This is a genomic window from Stenotrophomonas sp. B1-1 (assembly GCF_010894375.1).
GTDB lineage: Bacteria > Pseudomonadota > Gammaproteobacteria > Xanthomonadales > Xanthomonadaceae > Stenotrophomonas.
On the sequence record NZ_JAAIUZ010000063.1, the window covers coordinates 1 to 730 of the forward strand.

A 730-nucleotide genomic window follows, 5' to 3' on the forward strand; every position below is an offset into this window, starting at 1 on the left:
AGCATGTCCACGCCGTTGACGATGAACACCATGCCGACCATGTCGATTTCGATCTCGGTGCGGCCGTTGATGCTCAGCTTGTAGTAGCTGGCGGTGGTCTTGACCGAGAACTCGGTGTCATCGCCGACCTTGCCGGTACCGGCATCGATCTCGCTGTGCCGACCACGGATGACGATTTCCACCGCATCGACATCACCGGTGTCCTCGCGCTGGTAGGCGCCGGCAAAGCGCAGCTGCACCGCGTTGTGGCGCACCGCGCCAAACTGGCGCAACACCTCGCGCATCAGCCCGCCGCACTTCCATTCGGCCTCGATCTTCTCTTGGCCCAGATCGATGTCCACCGGGCCGAGCATGCCGCCGGCGCGGTATTCCTCCATCTTGCGGGTCAGGGTGGGCAGCTTGAATTCAGTGACCTGGCCCAGGTAGCTGGCACCGTCATTGAACAGGTTGAGATTCTTCAGTTTGCTGGGCAGGGCCATCAGCGGATTCCTTCAGCGGTTCAGGCGTTGATACGGGTGGCAAAGTCGACCAGGTAGCGATCGGTGATGCGCTGGTGCAAGGTGAGGTCTTCCAGCGGCGGGACCGGGGTGTAGTCGTAGTCGATGACCAGCTTGCCGGCCGAGAGCTGGGTGGGCAGGTTGGCCGCTTCATCGAACCAGGCGGTGGCGTCGATGATGTAACCGCCGGCCTTGAGCTCGCGGAACTTGGCATTGATCGACTCGATCATGTC

At 61.8% G+C, this 730-nt stretch carries 2 protein-coding genes; both read right to left on the reverse strand.

Going from position 1 to position 730, the window contains the following annotated elements; genetic code table 11:
• On the reverse strand, positions 1-479 hold a 479-nt coding region (locus G4G00_RS21765; protein WP_164276658.1), incomplete at its 3' end, for a phage major tail tube protein.
• A gap of 20 nt (positions 480-499) precedes the next feature.
• The coding region (locus G4G00_RS21770; RefSeq protein ID WP_275898506.1) for a phage tail sheath C-terminal domain-containing protein at positions 500-730 on the reverse strand (231 nt) is incomplete at its 5' end.